Raw genomic sequence first — 16,048 nt, forward strand, 5'->3', positions numbered from 1 at the left:
GCGCTACGCTGGAGCGTGACAACATGCAGTAGTGATGCACACCGAGGACGCTGAGCAGGCACGTGTTGTCCTCGTTCTCGGGCAGTGCTACTGATACTGCGGGAGACATGCGATGGCACACGACGAGCAGCCGCACGCCGCGGCGCAACCACCTGGCAGCTTGGGCGCGCAGCTCAACCGTCTGTTCGAGGTGCTGCGGCCGGCCGGCTCGCCCGACCGGACGTTCACCAACCGAGAGGTGGTCACGGCCTGCCGGGCCGAGGGCTGGGACCTGTCCGAGTCGCACCTCAGCGAGCTGCGCCGGGGCGTCAAACAGAACCCCACGCTGCGCACCCTGAAGGCGGTGGCGTGGTTCTTCGACGTCCCGGTCGGGTACTTCACCGACCCGGCGGTGACCGCCGAGGTGGAACGTGGCCTGGTCGAACGAGAACAGCGGCTGCACGAGCAACTCGCCGAGAGCCGGCAGGCGCAGGACGAGCTGCGCAACGCGGCGAAGGAGCTGCAGGAGGCGCTGCGTGCCTCCGGTGTGACGCGGACTGCCCGCAGGGACGCGGCCGGAAACGCCAGGACAGCGCGTGAGCAGGCGTCCATGATGCGGGCACTGGCCAAGGCCTTGGTCGACGACGATGACGAGGACGACGGGGCACCTGCGTGAGCGCACCCGGGCCAGCGCCCGGGTCCGTGGCCGAGCGGCTGAACTGGCTGTTCGACGTGGTCGTCGCACGCGACCCAGCCACGGGCGCCTGGCGGCCCTACACGAACGCGGAAGCAGGCGGAACGGTTGTCGAGCAGTTGCGTGCCGGCGCCACAGCGGAACCCGGCCAACTGGCAGCACTCGCCGAGTTCTTCGGCGTGGATCCGGCGTTCTTCGGCGATGACAAGGCAGTGGTCGATCGGATCCGGGATGAACTGCTCATCCGAGCACTGCGCGAGTGCGGGTTCCTGTCGTATTTGATCTGCCGGATGTCCGTCCCGACGGCTACCCAGCGCGAACAGTTGCGGCGCGCGATTTTGCGCGAACGTGCAGTCATCGGCACCCTACGAACGTGGCATGATGACCGGCGGGCCGAGGAGGAGCCGGGGCACGACGGCGGGACGACGGGGATGACATCGACGCCAATGAGCATTTCGCAGCTCCATGGGCTGTGTCGGAAGCTGGTCGACGACCTCGGGTTGAACACGCCATTTGGCCCGCATGACCTGTGCGACCGGCTCGCCAAACTCCGCGGCAGGCGTATCAAGGTCAAGGCGACCGATCTCGGTGGCACGTCCGGTGTCGGGCACCTGGCGCCCAGCCGCGACGTCGACCGGATCTTCGTCGAACGGGACTCCCCCGCGCCACAGCAGTCGCTGGTGATCTTCCACGAGGTGATGCACATCGTGCGGGATCACCTCGCGCTGGGTGACACTTTCACCTGTGGTGTCGGTGCCGCCGAAGATCCAGCGGCCGGTGCGTATGCCGACTGGCGCGAGTGGGAGGCTGAAGTCGGGGCACGCGAGTTGGCGCGGTTGGCACAGCAACGACCGAAGCCGAACCGTCTGCCGCACGCAGCAGGGTCGGCCGATCACAGCATCGCAGGGGCGTTTGGGTTCACGTATGGACGTTGAGCTGGTCATCCGGTGGACCAAGGGCGTGGTCATCTGCGCCGTCGCGATCTGGGAGATCGTGCAACTGTCCCGCAGACCGAATGATCCAGCCCTGCGAGTGCTGACCCTGGGACTCGTGTTCCTCGCCATCGCGGCGACGTTCGGGATCAAGACACCGATCCTCGAGCCGATCAAGGACTTCTTCGGGCCCGAGGTGTGGGGGTACATCCTCAACGGCTGCTGGATGGCGATGGCCTACTGCTGGGCCACGTTCTTCCTGCTGGCCAACACGGACAAGCCGGAGGCGCAGCGCAGGCGCAAGGCGCTGATCGAGCTCGGTTTCCTGGTCGCCGCGCTGGTGATCATGGTGGTGGTCAAGGAGATCTCCGTCGACGGGATCCGCCGGCCCGCCGCGAGCCCGGAGCGCTACCACGACTGGGAACGCACCGCGTGGTACCTGTCGGTGTCCGGCTACGCCCTGACAGTGTGGTTCGTGGGTGTCCGCCGCGCCTTGGTGTTGCGGCGCAAACTGAGCCAGGCCTGGGCGCGGGCCGCGTTCTGGATCGTCATCGTCGGGTCCGCCGCGATGGCGATCGGCGTCGACGGTGTGGTCCTCGTCCGCCAGTTCGGCCGTCAGTTCGACACGAAGTTCGATCCGGACTGGCTGACCTCGTTGTACTCCATCGGTCAGCTCGGCGGGCAGTTCGTGCTGGCACTGGGCTTGGCCCTGGTCCCGCTGGCGACCATCGTGGTGTCGCTGCGGGCGCGCTACGAGAAGTCGTTGCGCGCCCGCTACAGCAAGCGGATGCTGCCACTGTGGCGGACATTGACTGCTGAGTTTCCCTATGTCGCGCTCGACGGTGTCGACAGTGTCGATAGCGGAGTGATCGATTACGACCGGGTCACCACCGAGATCACCGACGGCCTGAGCGAGCTGGCCAGAGACTGCCCGGCACCGACCGGGGACATCCGCGATCCGCAAGTGGCGGCGGACGCCATCGCCGCGGGCTTGCTGCGGCGCGCCGACCAACGGAAGGCGCAGTGGGCCGGTGACGACGAGGTACCGGCTGAGCCGCCGTACCCACGCCTTGAACCGGACTTCCCCGATTGGCGCAGCCGCGCCCAATGGATGACCTCGGTGACGGAACTCCTGCGCAGCCGCGGAGTGATCGAAGAGGACGAACATGAGCCCGCTTCGGCAGGCTGAGATTCGTCTGTCGGTATTGGACACCTCGCCGATCGTGCAGGGGTCCACGCCAAAGCAAGCGCTCGAGAACACGGTCGATCTCGCGATCCTCGCGGATACGTTGGGCTATCACCGGTACTGGGTGCCCGAGCACCACAGCATGCGCGGCGTCGCCAGCTCCGCCCCGGCCGTGCTGGTCGGCCACCTCGCGAACCGTACACACCAGCTACGCGTCGGCGCGGGCGGTGTGCTGCTGCCCAATCACGCTCCGATCGTCGTGGCCGAACAGTTCGGCACGTTGGCCGCACTCCATCCTGGCCGGATCGACCTCGGCATCGGCCGCGCGCCCGGCGGTCCCAGTTCGGCCGTGGAAGCGGTTCGTCCCGAGCGGGAGCGCAACGCGAAGACCTTCCGCCAACAGCTGGAAGAGCTGCTGGCGTGGTTCAACCCCGCGCAGGACGCACGGATCAAAGCGGTTCCCGTTGTCGGAGGCAACGTACCGCCGATCTGGTTGCTCGGATCCTCGCCCAACAGCGCTCAACTGGCCGCCGAACTCGGCCTGGCGTACGCCTACGCCGGTCACCTCAACCTGGACATGACCGCCGAGGCCACCCGCGTCTACCGGGAAAGTGCCGCGACGCCGAAGATGCTGGTCAGCCTGTCGGTCATCGTCGCAGAGGACGACGAACGCGCCGAATGGCTCGCTGGCTCCACCAGAGTGAAGGTGCTCAGCCGGATCCGCGGCAAACGCATCCAGCTGCCGAGCCCGCAGGACGCGGCGGCGTATCCGTACACCGAGGATGACCGCGCGGAAATCGCCGCCCGCGCGGGCGGTGTCCTCGTCGGCAGCCCGGACACGGTGGCCAAGCAGCTGCAAAAGATCCTGGATGACAGTGGCGCCAACGAGATCATGGTGACCACACCGGTGTACGACCACGCGGACCGCCGCCTGTCGTACGAGCTGCTGGCGTCCATCGCCGACCGGCTCAGCCCGAAGCGCTAGCCCTGACCATCCCCGATGATTACACAGTAAGCACAGGCTTCGACAATAACTTCTCCCTCTCACCTAATGCGTTGCGTCCGCGCTGCGCTGTGTATACGTTGTAAACGACGCTTGTTTGCCATGTAAACACCCGAGGGGGATCTCATGCAGTTGGTGACACCGCACCGGATGGCGACCCGGCGCGAGTGGCTAGGGCTGGTCGTCCTCGTTTTGCCGTGCCTGCTGGTTTCGATGGATCTGTCGGTGCTGTTCTACGCGCTGCCGTTCCTCAGCGCGGATCTGGCGCCGAGCAGTTCGCAGCTGCTGTGGATCCTTGACCTGTACGGGTTCGTGCTGGCCGGATTCCTGATATCGATGGGAACCCTCGGCGACCGGATCGGGCGGCGCAAGGTGTTGCTCGCCGGTGCGGCGCTGTTCGGCCTGGCGTCCGTCGCCGCGGCCTACGCACAGTCCACCGAGATGCTCATCGCCGCGCGGGCAGTGCTCGGAATCGCGGGCGCGACGCTGGCTCCGTCCACGCTTTCGTTGATCCGCAACATGTTTCATGATCCGCGGCAACGTCAGGTCGCGGTGAGTGTGTGGACGCTCGGGTTCGCGGGCGGTGCGATCGTCGGGCCGATCGTCGGCGGGTTCATGCTCGAGCACTTCTGGTGGGGCTCGGTGTTCCTGCTCAACGTCCCGGTGATGGTGCTTCTGCTCGTGCTCGGCCCGGCTCTGCTGCCGGAGTTCCGCAACCCCAAGGCCGGACGGTTCGATCTGCTCGGTGCCGTGCTGTCGCTGGCGACGATCCTGCCGGTGATCTACGGGATCAAGAAGCTCGCGGCGGACGGATTCGCTTGGGAATACGTCGGTTCCATCGCGCTGGGGCTTGCGTTCGGTGCGACGTTCCTGCGCCGCATGTCGACCGCCGAGCACCCGATGGTCGATGTGCGGCTGTTCCGCAGGGCTCAGTTCAGCGGCGCGGTCGGCGCGTGCGCGATCACGTTCCTCGTCCTCGCCGGACTGGGCATGTTCGTCTCGCAGTACCTGCAACTGGTGCTGGGATACGGCCCGCTCGAGGCCGCGCTGTGGTGTCTGCCCGGGATGGCGGGGATGCTGGTCGGCGTGAGCACGGCAACCGCGATCGCCGCGAAACTCAAGCCTTCGGTGATCGTCGCGTCAGGACTGGTGCTCAGCGGGGCCGGCTTCGCGTTGTTCGCTCAGGTCAGTGTGGAGTCAGGAGTGGCGTGGGTGGTGGCGTCGCAAATCGTGCTGGCCGGTGGAATCGGTGCGGTGGCGACGATTTCGACGGATCTCGTGCTCGCGACCGCGCCGAAGGAGAGCGCGGGTGCGGCAGCGGCGATCTCCGAGACAGCCAACGAGTTCGGCGGCGCGACCGGCATCGCGTTGCTGGGCAGCCTCGGCGCCGTGGTCTACCGCAACGACCTTGAACTGTCCGCACCGGACGGTCTTCCCGCAGAGGTTCTCGTGCAGGCAAAGGAAACGCTCGGCTCAGCCTTCGAGGCGGCCGCGAGCCTGCCCACCGCACTCGGTGACGCGCTGCGCTTCGCCGCCAGCAGCACGTTCGTCAACGGCGTGCAGTGGGTGGCCTGGATCGGGGCTGGCGGATCCGTCGTTGTCGCAGCTTTCGTTCTTCTCGTCCTGCGCCGGGTGCCGCCGACCGCTCCGAATGGCGGAGGTCACGACCCGGCTCGATGATGGCCTGTATGACCTTTGTGGAGGCGTTCAGCATCCTGGTCGCCGTCGTCGGGCCGCCGAAGATCCTGCTCGCGTTCCTTGTGGACACTCAGGGCGCGGAGGCCCGCAGGCGCTGGCGCGTGGCCTTCACCACCACCGCGACGGCGGTCGCCACCGGCCTCTTCGTGATCGTGGCCGGGCGCCTGCTCATCCAGCTGTTCCACATCAGCGCGGGGGCGCTGATGCTGGCCAGCGGGGTCATCCTGTTCGTCCACGCACTGGACCTCGTGCTCGGGCGCAAGCAGGAGCCCGAGCACGACCAAACAGGCGGCACGCATGAGCTCGCCACCGCGTTCTACGCGAACCCGGTGGCGGTGGCGTACCTCTTCCTGATGGCCGACGCGAGCACATGGTCGGCGAGCTTCGTGCTCGCGGGGGCCTACATCTCGGTCATCGCACTGGATTTCGCCGCTATCCCCGTGCTGGGCATCTTGCTGCGGTACGTGAAGATGACCTACGCCTGGGTGCTCGTCCGCGTCCTCGGCGTCCTGCTGGCCGCGCTCGGGGTCGACCTCATCATCACCGGCCTCGAGCAACTGCACATCATCGGCGAGGTCTCATAGCAGCTTGTCCTGGGTGATCGGCAGGTCACGGATCCTCCTGCCGGTCGCGTGGTACACCGCGTTGGCGATCGCCGCGGTCACGCCGGTCATCGGGCTTTCCCCGAACCCCCGCGCACCCAAGGACAACGAGTGGTCGGGGTCGGGCCGGTCGATGAACTCCACCTGGACGTCCGGGACATCGGCGTTCACCGCCATCAGGTAGCCCGAGAAGTTCGGGTTGACCACCCTGCCGTAATGGGGATCCACGAAGGTGTGCTCGCTGAGGGTGAAGCCGATCGCCCAGACCGCGCCACCGATCGCCTGACTGCGTACGGTCCTGAGGTTCAGCACCCGGCCCACGTCGTAGCAGGTGACGATCCGGCGCACCCGGACGCGGCCGATCCGTGGATCGACGTGCACTTCGACGAACACCGCACCGGTCGAGAAGCCCAGCGGGGTGTCGACCGGTGCGACAGCCACCTGAACCGGCTGGCCGTGCCGGGAAAGCACGGCCCGATAACTGTCCCGTCGCCGTGGATCGCCGGTCACGAAAAGAAATCCGTCGTCAACCTTGATCCGTTCCACCGCCGTCCCGAACAGCGGGGACTGCCGGTCTGCCACCGCGATCGTGGCCACAGCCCGCACAGCGGCAACACATGCGCGGTTCACACCGCTGGTGACGGCCGGAACCGTGTTCGAAGCACCGGATGTGTACGCGACCGGGAAGTTCGTGTCACCAAGCTCGAACCGCACCGTGTCCAGGCGCATGCCAAGGCCGTCCGCCGCGACCTGGGTCATCACGGTGTACGTACCCGTCCCGATGTCCTGCGTACCGGACTGGACCAAGGCACGGCCGTCCACACCGATGGTGATCCGCGCGCCACCACCGGGCCTGCCTCCCGCGGTGTGCCCAGCGGTCGCCATCCCCCACCCGATGAACCCGTCGCGGTCACGAATGGAGCCCGGCTTCGGGTCGCGCCGCGCCCAGCCGAACGTACTCGCGGCCCGTCGATAGCACTCCCTGAGGTGCTTGCCGGGCAGTGGCCGCCCGGTCTCGGGATCGGAGTCGGCGTAATTGGCCAGCCGCACCTGGATCGGGTCGAGATTCAGCCGGTAGGCCAGTTCGTCGAAGGCGCACTCAAGGCCGTGCGTGGTCATCACCTCGGGCGACCGCATGAAGCTCTGCGTCGGCAGATCCAGCCGTACACCGCGCTGCACCATGTGCATGTTGGGTACCGCGTACGCCATCCGCGTGGGTTCCGCGCTGCTGAACATCACGACGTCCGACCGGGTTATCTGCTGGGTCGTGACGTGCCGCAGCACGGTCAGCCGACCGTCGCGTTTGGCGCCCATCACAACCAGTTGGTGTCCTTCGGCTCGATGCCCGTTGGACGTGTAGGTCTGCGCACGTGACAACACGAGCTTCACCGGACGGCGCACCACGCGCGCCGCCGCCGCGGTCAGGATGGTGTGCGGCCAGACTGGCGCTTTGCTGCCGAACCCTCCGCCCAGGTACTTCGACACGACACGGACTTGCTCGGCTCGCACGCCCAGCATCTGGTAGAGCGCCGTGTGCGAGTTGGTGATGCCTTGCGTGGTCTCGTAAACCGTCAGCTGGTCGCCTTCCCACACGGCGGTGGTCGCGGACGGCTCGATCGGGTTGTGGTGGTGCATCGGCGTGGTGAACTCGCTCTCCAGCACGACCTCCGCCTCGCGCAGCCCGGCTTGCGGATCACCACGGACGATCTCGTTCGGACCGTCGCCCAGCGGTGGCGGGATGAAGGCCTCGCTCATCGCCTCGGCCAGGGAGACCTGAGGCGTGCGCGACGAGTACGTCGCCTTCACCAATGTGGCCGCGTACTCCGCTTGCTCCAGCGTTTCCGCGACGACCAAGGCGATCGGCTGTCCATTGTGGCGGATCAGGTCGTCCTGCATGGGGATGAATGTCTTGAGGTACCTGCCGTGCGCGTCCGGCAGTCTCAGTCGCGGCATGGTCTCGTGGGTGAGGACTTCGATCACGCCGGGGGCCGTCCGTGCCGCAGCGGTGTCGATGCCGGTCAACCGTCCATTGGCGACAGTGCTCATCACGAGGAAGCCGTGTACCAGACCGGGTACGTGGATGTCGGCGGTGTAGCGAGTCGCGCCAGTCACCTTGTCGCGCGACTCGACCCTGGCGATGGGTTGTCCGACAAGGTTGCTCATCAGCGGCGGTCCTTCGCTGCGTCACGGACCGCGGCCACGATGTTGGGATAGCAGCCGCAGCGGCACAGGTTGCCGCTCATCCAGTCCTTGATCTCGTCGTCGGACTTCGTGTGTCCCTCGTTGATGCACGCGACCGCCGACATGATCTGACCGGACGTGCAGAACCCGCACTGGAACGCGTCGTGCCGGATGAAGGCGTCCTGCACCGGGTGCAGCCGGTCACCCCGCGCCAGGCCTTCGACAGTGGTGACCTCGGCGCCGTCCCGCATCGCCGCCAAGGTCAGGCAGGACTTCATCCGCTGCCCGTCGATCAGGACCGTGCACGCGCCGCACTCGCCCCGGTCGCACCCTTTCTTGGCACCGGTCAGGCCGAGCTGCTCCCGCAGCAGGTTCAATAACGTCACTCTCGGTTCCACGGCCTGGGTATGTGTGACGCCGTTGATCTTCAACGACACCTGGACGGTTCCTTCCGCTTCCGCGGGCTGCGAGGCGGTCGCGACCTGCGTCGGAACCGCGACCCCGACGGCTGCCACGCCGGTCGCCTTGAGCACACTGCGCCGGGTCGGGTTGTCCTGGTCTGCCATGTCATCCCCCGAATTCGGTCAACAGCCCGGTCAAGGCACGGCGCAGCAACTCGATCTTGAACTGGTTGTGCTGCCGCGGCACTGCCCCACGGACCGCCGCGTCGGCCGCGGCGGCGATCGTGGCCGAGGTCAGGTCCCTGCCACGCAACGCTTCTTCCGCTTCCGCCGAACGCCATGGCCGGGTGCCGACCCCTCCGAACGCCAGCCGCGCGTCCCGCACCCGGCGGCCCCGCAGGTCCAGGGCAGCGCCGATCGAGACGACCGCGAACTCGAAGCTTGCCCGGTCACGCAGCTTGACGTACCTCGACCGGGCGGCCATCGGCGTGAGGGGGACCTCGACGGCGGTGATCAGTTCGCCGTGCCGCAACGTTGTTTCGATGTGCGGCGTGGTTCCCGGCAGTACGTAGAACTCGTCGAGGCTGATCCGCCTGTCACCGGCCGGACCCGTCGTCAGCACCGTCGCGTCCAGCGCCCGCAGAGCCACCGCGAAGTCCGACGGGTGCACGGCGATGCAGTGCTGGCTGCCGCCGAAGATCGCGTGGATCCGGTTCTGTCCGTTCTGCGCCGGGCACCCGCTACCGGGTTCCCTTTTGTTGCACGGCATCCCGGTGTCGCGGAAGTAGCCGCACCTGGTGCGCTGCAACAGGTTGCCGCCGATCGCGGCCATGTTGCGCACCTGCGGTGACGCGGACGCCAGCAGCGCTTGGGACAACACCGGCAGCTGGGTGCGCACGACCGGATGGTCGGCGGCTTCCCGCATCCGGGTCAGCGCGCCGATCCGGATCGTCCGTCCACTCAGGACCCCGATACCGGCGAGCGGCAGCCGGTTGATGTCGACGACGTGGTGGAGCTGTTCCGCGCCGTCCTTGATGAGATTCAACAGATCTGTCCCGCCCGCGACGAACTTCGCCGCCGGGTCCGCGGACACCACCGCGACGGCTTCAGCCACTCTGGCCGGGCGAACGTAGGAAAAAGGCATCATCGGCCGCACCTCCACTGTGGATCGTCCCGGAATCGGGCGTATGTTTCAAATGCACAGAAGGCACGTACACTATGTCCATGGCACATACCCGCACGACGGACCTGAATCTGCTGAGCGCGTTGGAAGTCCTGCTGGAGGAGCGGCACATCTCCCGCGCGGCGGAGCTGTACAACCTCAGCCAACCGGCGATGAGCAGGACTTTGCAGCGCCTGCGCGACACGTTCGGCGACGAGTTGCTGGTCCGCACGGCGACCGGATACGAGCTGACTCCCCGGGCCCGGACGATCCAGCGGGAACTTGGCCAGATCTTGCCCCGGATCAACGCGCTGCTGCGCGGCGATCGCTTCGATCCGGCGATGGCCACGGACGTGCTCAACGTGTCCGGCACGGACTACGCGGCCATCGTGATCGGCCGGCCGTTGTTCAGCCAAGTGCTCGAACTCGCTCCGCAGATGACGCTCAACCTGATGGCGTGGCACGACCGCGTGGACGTCGACCTCGAATCGGGGCGTCTCGACTTGGTGCTCACCGGAATCGAGCCGGATCAGCCGCTGCTGGGCGAAGTACTGTTCGACGAACCGTTCGTCTGCGTCGTTCCCGAGGACCACCCGGCTCGCTCGCGCCTCGATCTTGCGGCGTACCTGCAGTGCGAGCACATCGTGGTGCAGGTCCGGTCGGGTAAACAGGCCATGGTCGATGATCCGTTGCGTGCCGTCGGGGCGCACCGGACGGTCCGGGTGCGTGTCCCCTACTTCACCGCCGCACTGGAGGCAGTCGCCGGCACCGGCCGCATCGCCACGTTGCCTTCGCGCATCGTCGGCACGCCACCGCCAGGGACCCGTGTGGTGGCTGCACCCAAGGAGATCAAGCCGTTCCCTTATTACATGGCGTGGCATCCGCGCCTGGACGGCGATATGACCAACCGGTGGCTGCGGGAGATCGTCCGCTCAGCCGTCAAGTAACACGTAGCCTGTCCGATTCGCCCGTTATGAACCCTCAGTCCGGTCTTCCGGACGGCTTGGGTAGAAATACTCAAGTCCGATGAAACCGCTCCGCCCGGCCGTACGTCACAGGGAAGTACGCGCTCCTCAAGGGACACCGGGAAATCCTTTGAGGACGATCCACTGGGGAAGTACGGCTTGGGGGAGTCTCCGCGATGCAGGCACGCGCGCTGGCCAGGAACTTATCGACGATCTTTCTGTTGTGCATGGCCGTGGTCATGGTCGTCGTCACGCTGATGAGCCCGACCGCCGCCGAGCGGGACGCTGCCGTCGCGGCGTCGCGGACGTTCACCATGCCGCCCGTACCACCGTTACCGCCCAAGGAATTGGTGCCGGTACGCAGCTCACAGCCCGCCAGGCCACCAGGTCCTGGCGAGGGAGTCGCGTTACGTCAGCTGATCATCGCGGTCGACGCCAACGATCCCGGTCTTGCCGCGTGGAAATCTATCTTGGACACGATCGGCTCGCCCTATGATGTCGTGCTGGCCAGGCACGAACCCTTTGACCTCAACAGGTTGGTCCGTCCCGACGGAGTTGGCCGCTACCAGTCGATCCTGCTGTCGGACGCCCAGTTGCCCGCGACGGACGACACCGACAACCCGACCAGTGTCTTCGACAGTGCCAAATGGACCGCGTTATGGGACTACGAAAAGAAGTTCGGTGTCCGTCAGGTCGCACTGAGTGCACGCCCTGGCACCGTCCCCGAGGATTACTGCCTGCGCCCGGGCACTGAACAGACCGTTGACGGCAACGCCGTGCAGGCCACCATGACTCAGCCTGGCGCCGGGGTTTTCCAGCAGCTCAAGCCGGATGCGAAGCTGCCGATCGCGAACGCCAACATTCAGTTGGCCTCGCTACAACCGGGATGCTCCGCCGAGCCGCTGCTCACCATCGGCTCCGGTGTCATCGGTGTCCGGTCGGACGCCCCGGACGGCAGGCAGCGGATCGCGCTGAGCTTCGAGACCTACGTCGAGGAGCGGATTCTCGACCTGCTCGGCCATGGCCTGCTTCGCTGGGCCACCAAGGGAGTCTTCATCGGCGAGAAGCGGCACTGGATCAACGTCGACGTCGACGACTGGTTCAACTCGACCCTGCGGGTGTATCCGGACGGCGCCGAAGGCGCGTACCGGCTGACCGGACCGGAAGTCGTCGGGGTGAAGAAGGAACAGGACGCGCTGCGCGCGGCGTTCCCGCTCGCCCGTGACTTCACCCTCAACTTGCCTTACAACGCGGGGCTTTTCGATCCCAACGCACCAGCGGTGTGCAGTCCCGAAGTCAAGGCGGACGAGCTGTCCGCGTACTCGAAGTGCATGGTCAACGAATTCCGCTGGCTGAACCACACGTACAGCCATCCGGCCATGCACACCACGTCGTACGAACGCAACCGCAAGGAGATCGCGGACAACCTCACCGCGGCGGCCGAAGGCGGCATCCCGGTTCCGGTGTCGATCCTCAAAACACCGGAGTACTCCGGGCTCGGCGCCTACCGGACCGATCCGAACAGCCGGACCGAGGAGCCGAAGGACCACGGCCTGCGGGCGTCCAACAAGGACTTGTTGAAAGCCATGAGCGATCTCGGCGTGAAGTACATCCATGGCGACATGTCCCATGCCGGGCAACGGCCGGAGTGCTTCAACTGCGGCATCTACCACCCGTTGCAGCCGGACGTGATGGTCATCCCGGACTGGCCGACCGACATCGAATTCGAGGCGGCCACGCCCGAAGAGCAGACCGTGCTGTACAACCTCACGTACGGCAAGAACGGCACTGATGAAGGTCACTTCAGCAAAGACCTGACCTACGAGGAAATCACCGACCGCGAAGCGGAACTCGCGCTGAAGAACATGATCAGCGGCTCCGCCTACGCACACACCGTGCACCAGGCCAACATGCACCAGTACGCCAAGGAGCGCAGCCTCACCTTCGACTGGGTCAGGGTCCTTGTGCAGAAGTACAGCAACCTCTACCAGGTTCCGCTGCGCAACCCGGACTGGGTCAGTCTCGCCCAGTACGTCAAAGGCCGAAACACACACTTCGATGTCCTCAAACGCAACGAAGATCCGGTGTGGAACCGCGTCACCAACCAGATCAGCCACACACCCGGGGGTGACGGCTTGCTGTACATCACAGGGCTGGACACCAAACCAGCCACCGCGGCGGACCAGGTCCTGCCTGACGCGGCCGAGAACTACGGCACCGACTCGGTGTCCCGGGTGAACATCAGCCAGGGATCGACCGTCACTCTGTCCGCGAAGCCACGCTCATGACCATTTACGAGACCGAATCCACGTTCCCGCTCGGCTCCGAGCCGACGGTCCGGTTGGACAAGAACACCTTGGCGGAAGACAACACCGTCCGCATCTCGATCCCACGGCAGTTGCAGCAGCCGCCGCAGCAGCGCCGCCCGGTCCGGCCGTTACGGATCGCGCTGGTGTCGGAAGGAACGTATCCCTACCACCCAGGTGGCGTCAGCCTGTGGTGCGACCAGCTGGTCAAAGGTATGCCGGAGTCGCCGTTCACGGTCGTCGCGCTCACAGTGGACGGTCGGGAGCCGGTCAGCTGGCCGCGTCCGCACAACCTGGCCGAGATCGTGAACATGCCGTTGTGGAGCCCGCGGCCGCGAGTCCCGCACCGCCCTCCGCTCACCACGAACGGGCCGGTGAAGGAAGCACACCGGCGGTTCCTGAACGGAATTGTCCGGGCCGACGAGCCAGGCTCGGTCGACGAGTTCATCGCCGGGCTGTACGGGATGTTCACGTGGGCTCAGGTCGGCGACCTGCGATCGGCGTTGATCGCCAATGACGCCTTGGAACGCCTGCAGTGGGCCTACGCCCGGGTGGCTCCGCCCGGAACCGGTGCGTTGACGCTGCACGACGCCTTGGTCATCTCCGACTTGTTCGAGCACATGGTGCGGCCGCTGTCGTATCCGCCGATCCGGGCGGACGTCGTTCACCTTGCGATGAACGGGATCAGCGCATTGGTCGCGTTCGCGAGCAAATGGGCTTACGGCACACCGATTGTGATGTCGGAGCACGGCGTGTACCTGCGCGAGCGTTATCTCGGCGTGGACGACTCCTGGCCGTACGCGGTCAGGTTGCTGATGCTGCGGTTCCACCGTGCGCTGGCACAGGCCGCGTACCGGCTCGTCGATGTGCTGGCACCGCACTCGGAGTACAACCGCCGCTGGCAGATGTACAACGGCGGGACCCCGGACCGGATCCGGACGATGTACAACGGCATCAATCCCAACGACTTTCCGCCGGCGCAGGGTGAACCTGCTGTGCCTACGGTGGTGTTCGTCGGGCGGATCGACCCGTTGAAGGACCTGCACACGCTGATCCGGGCATTCGCGTTGGTACGAGCGGAAATCCCGGCGGCCCGGCTGCGGATGTTCGGCCCCGTCCCGAACGGCAACGAGGCGTACCACAAGAGCTGCCTGGATCTGATCGACGAGCTCGGCCTGCACGGCTCGGCGGTGTTCGAAGGCCGGGTGCCACGGCAGGTCGATGCGTACCACGCCGGTCACGTCACCGCGTTGACCAGCGTGTCCGAGGGGTTCCCGTACACAGTGGTCGAATCGATGGCCACCGGACGGCCGCAGGTGTGCACCAACGTCGGTGGTGTCGCCGAAGCCGTCGGCGACGCGGGTTTCGTTGTGCCACCGCGTGATCACGCAGCTGTGGCGGCGGCGTGCGTGAAGTTGTTGCAGGACAGTGCACTACGTCGCCGAGCGGGCCAGATCGCCCGGCAACGCGTCCTCGAGCGGTTCACGCTCGACCAATGGAACCTGGCGTACCGAGCCATTTACGACGATCTCGTCATGAAACAAGGGGTGATGAGGTGAGCGTCCAGAAGCTGATGCTGAAGGTGTCGCCCCGCGTGCAGGGCGCCGCGGATGAGCTGCATGTGGCGGCCATCCTGGAAAGCGAAGGCGTGAACGACCGGATCGCCAGGGAGGAATACGGCCACAAGGACGTGTTCACCCTCGCTTCCGAGGTCTACAAGCGGATGCCCGCGCAGACGCCACCGGCTGCGAAGGACGCTCCGAAGCCGGCGAAGGAGTGGACGATCCGGATCATCGCGCACGGTCCGCTCTACGTCCTGCCGAGTGCCGTGTACCCGGCCGTGCTGATGAGCCTCGGCGGGTCGGCGATGGTCATCGGCCTGGTCATCGCGACCGCGATCGGCTGGGTGTGGGGCATGGGCATGAGCTCGGTGGCCTACCAATTGCTTGGTCACGGCCGGCCGAACGCGGCCGCGCGGATGCTGCGCTGGCTCGGCCTCGCCGGGCTCGTGCTGGCCGCCGGGGTCGGCATCCTGCTGGCCGGACTGCTCGAAGGTGGCGACGCCGGGCTGGTCATCTTCGTGGTGGCGCAGATGGGATACCAGCTTGCCTGCGGGGTGCTGTTCTTCTACCAGCAGGAGGCCCGGCTGGCGATGCTGATGCTGCCGGTCGTGATCATCGGCATCGTTCACATCGTCAGCGGCTACCCGCCCGACCTGGTCCTGCCCGCCGTCGTCGCCGGTGCCTCATCGGCTGCTCTCGTGCTGGCCGCGGCAACCATGGCGACCTTCAAGAAGCCAGGGCAGACCGATCCCCGCACACCGGCCGCCCGTAGTGAAGTAGCGATCGCGGCGGTCCGAAGCGCTTGCTACGGCGCGTTGTGCGCGGCGATCCTGCTGTTCACCGACGCACGGTTCGTCGCGGCGGAGTTCGATCTCGCCATCGCCGTCGCCCCGTTGGTGCTCGGGATGGGCGCGGTGGAGTGGCGGGCGCACCGGTTCGTGGACTCCGCGAACGCGGAACTGCACAGGCAGCGTTCACCGGAGAAGTTCAAGCGCGAGGTATGGCGGCTGTTCCTGCACGAACTGGTGCTGTGCCTGATGATCCTCGGTGGCCTCGGCACCGCGTTGATGTTCGTACTGCGTGGTTTCGACGCACTGACCTTCCACGGCGCGATCCTGATCAACGCGCACATGGTGCTCGGTGGCGCCTATTTCGTCGGGTTCGTGCTCATGAGGCACGAGCGGTACGCCTGGCTGCTGGGAGCTCTGGCGGCCGTCGTCGCGGCCAACATCGCCGCCGTGACGTTCCTGGCCAAGCACCTGGCCCCGCATGGCGAGGTGTCGATCCTGCTGTACAGCGGCGTCACGTTGCTGGCGCTGTTCCTGGTGGCCGTCCGGCGTGGTGTCGGGCGCGTCCACCACTACCGATAGTCCGTTT

13 protein-coding genes are annotated in these 16,048 nt (G+C 66.4%); 10 read left to right on the forward strand and 3 right to left on the reverse strand.

What is annotated here, in order from left to right:
• The first annotated feature begins 112 nt into the window (after nt 1-112).
• The 6 genes from B9C43_RS45290 (at nt 113) to B9C43_RS45315 (ending at nt 6,076) form a co-directional block, all read left to right on the forward strand.
• Nucleotides 113-655 (forward strand): hypothetical protein, encoded by a 543-nt coding sequence (locus B9C43_RS45290; RefSeq protein ID WP_084433542.1) that lies wholly within the window; start codon nt 113-115, stop codon nt 653-655.
• The gene (locus B9C43_RS45295) at nt 652-1,608 is read left to right on the forward strand and encodes an ImmA/IrrE family metallo-endopeptidase (protein WP_084433543.1); all 957 of its coding nucleotides are present in this window, start codon (nt 652-654) and stop codon (nt 1,606-1,608) included. Before B9C43_RS45290 ends, B9C43_RS45295 begins: the two co-directional genes overlap by 4 nt.
• On the forward strand, nt 1,598-2,794 hold the full coding sequence (locus B9C43_RS45300) for an MAB_1171c family putative transporter (RefSeq protein WP_084433544.1): 1,197 nt from the start codon (nt 1,598-1,600) through the stop codon (nt 2,792-2,794). Before B9C43_RS45295 ends, B9C43_RS45300 begins: the two co-directional genes overlap by 11 nt.
• Nucleotides 2,772-3,776, forward strand: a complete 1,005-nt coding sequence (locus tag B9C43_RS45305; RefSeq protein WP_143447064.1) for an LLM class flavin-dependent oxidoreductase — start codon at nt 2,772-2,774, stop codon at nt 3,774-3,776. Before B9C43_RS45300 ends, B9C43_RS45305 begins: the two co-directional genes overlap by 23 nt.
• 144 nt (nt 3,777-3,920) lie before the next feature.
• Nucleotides 3,921-5,474, forward strand: a complete 1,554-nt coding sequence (locus B9C43_RS45310) for an MFS transporter (RefSeq protein WP_084433545.1) — start codon at nt 3,921-3,923, stop codon at nt 5,472-5,474.
• An 8-nt stretch (nt 5,475-5,482) separates the two neighbouring features.
• Nucleotides 5,483-6,076 carry a MarC family protein gene (locus tag B9C43_RS45315; RefSeq protein WP_160097168.1) on the forward strand — a complete coding sequence of 198 codons (594 nt, stop codon included), beginning with the start codon at nt 5,483-5,485 and terminating at the stop codon, nt 6,074-6,076.
• On the opposite strand, the gene B9C43_RS45320 is transcribed toward B9C43_RS45315, so the two are convergent.
• Genes B9C43_RS45320 through B9C43_RS45330 form a run of 3 tightly spaced genes read right to left on the reverse strand, consistent with a single transcriptional unit; the run spans nt 6,071 to nt 9,823 of the window.
• Nucleotides 6,071-8,257, reverse strand: a complete 2,187-nt coding sequence (locus B9C43_RS45320; protein WP_084433547.1) for a xanthine dehydrogenase family protein molybdopterin-binding subunit — start codon at nt 8,255-8,257, stop codon at nt 6,071-6,073. The genes B9C43_RS45315 and B9C43_RS45320 overlap by 6 nt on opposite strands.
• The gene (locus B9C43_RS45325; RefSeq protein WP_084433548.1) at nt 8,257-8,841 is read right to left on the reverse strand and encodes a (2Fe-2S)-binding protein; all 585 of its coding nucleotides are present in this window, start codon (nt 8,839-8,841) and stop codon (nt 8,257-8,259) included. The genes B9C43_RS45320 and B9C43_RS45325 overlap by 1 nt, the downstream gene beginning before the upstream one ends.
• 1 nt (nt 8,842) lies before the next feature.
• On the reverse strand, nt 8,843-9,823 hold the full coding sequence (locus B9C43_RS45330; protein ID WP_084433834.1) for an FAD binding domain-containing protein: 981 nt from the start codon (nt 9,821-9,823) through the stop codon (nt 8,843-8,845).
• A 77-nt stretch (nt 9,824-9,900) separates the two neighbouring features.
• On the opposite strand from B9C43_RS45330, the gene B9C43_RS45335 reads away from it, so the two are divergent.
• The 4 genes from B9C43_RS45335 (at nt 9,901) to B9C43_RS45350 (ending at nt 16,041) form a co-directional block, all read left to right on the forward strand.
• Nucleotides 9,901-10,785, forward strand: a complete 885-nt coding sequence (locus tag B9C43_RS45335) for a LysR family transcriptional regulator (protein ID WP_033387993.1) — start codon at nt 9,901-9,903, stop codon at nt 10,783-10,785.
• Nucleotides 10,786-10,979: 194 nt separating this feature from the next.
• Nucleotides 10,980-13,091 (forward strand): Agd3-related carbohydrate-binding protein, encoded by a 2,112-nt coding sequence (locus B9C43_RS45340; protein WP_084433550.1) that lies wholly within the window; start codon nt 10,980-10,982, stop codon nt 13,089-13,091.
• The gene (pelF, locus tag B9C43_RS45345; protein ID WP_084433551.1) at nt 13,088-14,668 is read left to right on the forward strand and encodes a GT4 family glycosyltransferase PelF; all 1,581 of its coding nucleotides are present in this window, start codon (nt 13,088-13,090) and stop codon (nt 14,666-14,668) included. The genes B9C43_RS45340 and pelF overlap by 4 nt, the downstream gene beginning before the upstream one ends.
• Nucleotides 14,665-16,041, forward strand: a complete 1,377-nt coding sequence (locus B9C43_RS45350) for a hypothetical protein (protein ID WP_084433552.1) — start codon at nt 14,665-14,667, stop codon at nt 16,039-16,041. The genes pelF and B9C43_RS45350 overlap by 4 nt, the downstream gene beginning before the upstream one ends.
• Nucleotides 16,042-16,048 lie beyond the last annotated feature (7 nt).

It is taken from the genome of Kibdelosporangium aridum (assembly GCF_900176515.1).
Classification (GTDB): Bacteria; Actinomycetota; Actinomycetes; order Mycobacteriales; family Pseudonocardiaceae; genus Kibdelosporangium; species Kibdelosporangium aridum.

What these genes read in the sequence shown, in the direction of transcription:
- B9C43_RS45290 (WP_084433542.1), top strand. Translation starts at nt 113, where the DNA reads ATGGCACACGACGAGCAGCCGCACGCCGCGGCGCAACCACCTGGCAGC.
- B9C43_RS45300 (WP_084433544.1), top strand. Translation starts at nt 1,598, where the DNA reads ATGGACGTTGAGCTGGTCATCCGGTGGACCAAGGGCGTGGTCATCTGC.
- B9C43_RS45305 (WP_143447064.1), top strand. Translation starts at nt 2,772, where the DNA reads ATGAGCCCGCTTCGGCAGGCTGAGATTCGTCTGTCGGTATTGGACACC.
- B9C43_RS45310 (WP_084433545.1), top strand. Translation starts at nt 3,921, where the DNA reads ATGCAGTTGGTGACACCGCACCGGATGGCGACCCGGCGCGAGTGGCTA.
- B9C43_RS45315 (WP_160097168.1), top strand. Translation starts at nt 5,483, where the DNA reads ATGACCTTTGTGGAGGCGTTCAGCATCCTGGTCGCCGTCGTCGGGCCG.
- B9C43_RS45320 (WP_084433547.1), bottom strand. Translation starts at nt 8,257, where the DNA reads ATGAGCAACCTTGTCGGACAACCCATCGCCAGGGTCGAGTCGCGCGAC.
- B9C43_RS45325 (WP_084433548.1), bottom strand. Translation starts at nt 8,841, where the DNA reads ATGGCAGACCAGGACAACCCGACCCGGCGCAGTGTGCTCAAGGCGACC.
- B9C43_RS45330 (WP_084433834.1), bottom strand. Translation starts at nt 9,823, where the DNA reads ATGATGCCTTTTTCCTACGTTCGCCCGGCCAGAGTGGCTGAAGCCGTC.
- B9C43_RS45335 (WP_033387993.1), top strand. Translation starts at nt 9,901, where the DNA reads ATGGCACATACCCGCACGACGGACCTGAATCTGCTGAGCGCGTTGGAA.
- B9C43_RS45340 (WP_084433550.1), top strand. Translation starts at nt 10,980, where the DNA reads ATGCAGGCACGCGCGCTGGCCAGGAACTTATCGACGATCTTTCTGTTG.
- pelF (WP_084433551.1), top strand. Translation starts at nt 13,088, where the DNA reads ATGACCATTTACGAGACCGAATCCACGTTCCCGCTCGGCTCCGAGCCG.